Raw genomic sequence first — 2,503 nt, 5'->3', positions numbered from 1 at the left:
AGGCTGGGTGCAGAAATCACGCGACCTGGGAGGTATGACCTTTGTTGATATGCGCGACCGGTACGGAATTACGCAATTAACTTTCAATTCTGACGATAACGCGGATTTGAGGGCACAGGCTCGTGATCTGGGACGTGAATTTGTTATTAAGGTTAGCGGGAAAGTTATAGAACGTTCCAGTAAGAATCTTAAAATGCCAACAGGGGAGGTTGAAATAAAGGTTTCCAATATGGAACTTTTGAATGCGGCGAAGCTTCCACCATTTCTGATTGAAGATGAAACTGACGGAGGTGAAGACCTTCGGGCTAAGTACAGATACCTCGACCTTCGTCGTAATCCGGTAAGAAACAATCTTGTGCTCAGACATAAAATGGCACAAGAAGTTCGGAAATATTTAGACGGCCTTGACTTTATCGAGGTGGAAACGCCAGTTCTAATAAAATCGACACCTGAGGGAGCCCGCGATTTCGTTGTTCCAAGCCGAATGAATCCGGGTGAATTTTACGCTCTTCCGCAATCGCCGCAGACATTTAAGCAGCTATTAATGGTATCCGGCTTCGACCGATACTTTCAGATTGTGAAATGTTTCAGGGATGAAGATCTTCGCGCTGACCGCCAGCCAGAATTTACGCAGATCGACTGTGAGATGGCTTTCATTGAGCAGGAGGATATTCTAAATGTTTTCGAAGGATTGATTCGTGCATTATTTAAAAACGTCAAGAACGTTGATCTGATTGATGTTCCGAGGATGCAATATGCAGATGCGATGCGCCTTTATGGATCTGATAAACCAGATACCAGGTTTGAAATGCAGTTCGTTGAACTGAACGTTATTGTTAAGGGCAAAGACTTCCCGGTATTCGACAATGCCGAACTCGTTATTGGTATCAATGCGAAGAACTGTGCGGAATATACGCGGAAACAAGTCGATGAACTTACTGACTTTATTAAGCGCCCGCAAATTGGGGCTACCGGACTTATCTATCTGCGTCATAACGCAGATGGTAGTTTGAAATCTTCTGTCGACAAGTTTTACAATGAAGATGAACTCAAGAAATGGTCGGAGGCTTTTAATTCACAGCCAGGAGATTTAATCCTTATCATGGCTGGTGTAAAAGATAAAGTCCGCAAACAATTAAGTGAATTAAGACTTGAAATGGGTAACCGCTTAGGTTTGAGAGATAAGAATGTTTTCGCACCACTGTGGGTACTTGATTTTCCGCTATTAGAATGGGATGAAGACACCCAGCGTTACCATGCTATGCACCACCCTTTTACTTCGCCAAAACCAGAAGATATAGCGATGCTTGATACTAACCCAGGAGAGGTTCGGGCAAATGCGTACGACATGGTCATCAACGGTACTGAAATAGGCGGAGGTTCTATCCGGATTCACGACAGGGCACTACAGTCTTTAATGTTTAAACACCTGGGATTCAGCGTCGAAGAAGCACAAAAGCAATTTGGATTTTTATTGGATGCATTTGAATATGGGGCGCCTCCACACGGCGGTATTGCCTTCGGTTTCGACCGTTTGGTTTCGATTTTCGCTGGTCTAGACTCTATACGTGATGTAATCGCCTTCCCTAAGAACAATTCCGGACGTGATGTGATGATCGATTCACCGTCGACGATTGCGGAAGAGCAGTTGAAGGAACTGAAGATTAATACCACCGTTTAGGGAGCAAGGAATAAGTGTTGGACAATGCCCTCCGATGGAATTTACGTAAAGTACAAATGGCTCGGTTAAGAAGCTTAGTCCTTACTCTTTGTTCCTTGTTCTTTGCTCAAATTCGCTACCTTTAATCATGGTAGATCGCCGAAAATTTCTCAAAACCACATCCCTGGCCGGGGCTTCATTGCTCGCGGGGAGTTCATTCGCAGGTAATCTGAATCACAGTTCGCCTCCTGTATTAGACAATCCTATTGTTATCTCCACCTGGGACTTTGGCATTGCTGCCAATGCTGCTGCATGGAATGTCCTTAAAAATAATGGACGTGCGCTTGATGCTGTTGAAAAGGGGGTTCATGTACCAGAGGCTGATCCAAATAATCCTACCGTCGGTATTGGCGGATATCCTGATAGAGATGGCAAGGTAACCCTGGACGCCTGTATCATGGATGAATTTGGAAATTGCGGTAGTGTGGCAGCTTTGCAAAACATCGTGCATCCAATTTCTGTAGCCCGTTTAGTGATGGAGAAAACACCTCATGTCATGCTGGTTGGAGACGGTGCACTTCAGTTTGCGATTCAGCAAGGCTTTAAGGAAGAAAATCTTTTAACACCCGAATCTGAAAAGGCATGGAAGGAGTGGCTAAAGAAATCTGAATATAAACCCCAAATCAACATCGAAAACAAGTTTAGGCCGAATAAGCTGCCCGGAAATAAGTTCAATCATGATACTATTGGGATGCTGGCGATAGATGCAAAAGGTAATCTTGCCGGTGCTTGTACAACCAGCGGTATGGCTTTTAAGATGCATGGACGCGTGGGCGATTCTCC

Annotated in this window: 2 protein-coding genes; both read left to right on the top strand. The window is 44.6% G+C overall.

Translation table 11 applies throughout. From position 1 onward, the window contains the following. The coding region (gene aspS / locus WBJ10_RS02020; RefSeq protein ID WP_424287879.1) for an aspartate--tRNA ligase at positions 1–1,681 on the top strand (1,681 nt) is incomplete at its 5' end. A gap of 127 nt (positions 1,682–1,808) precedes the next feature. Next, positions 1,809–2,503 (top strand): isoaspartyl peptidase/L-asparaginase family protein (locus WBJ10_RS02015; RefSeq protein WP_424287878.1); only part of this gene is annotated, 695 nt, incomplete at its 3' end.

It is taken from the genome of Daejeonella sp., assembly GCF_049655485.1.
Classification (GTDB): domain Bacteria; phylum Bacteroidota; class Bacteroidia; order Sphingobacteriales; family Sphingobacteriaceae; genus Daejeonella.
Note: the sequence above shows the minus strand (reverse complement) of the source record. Positions and strands in the feature narration are given on the sequence as shown.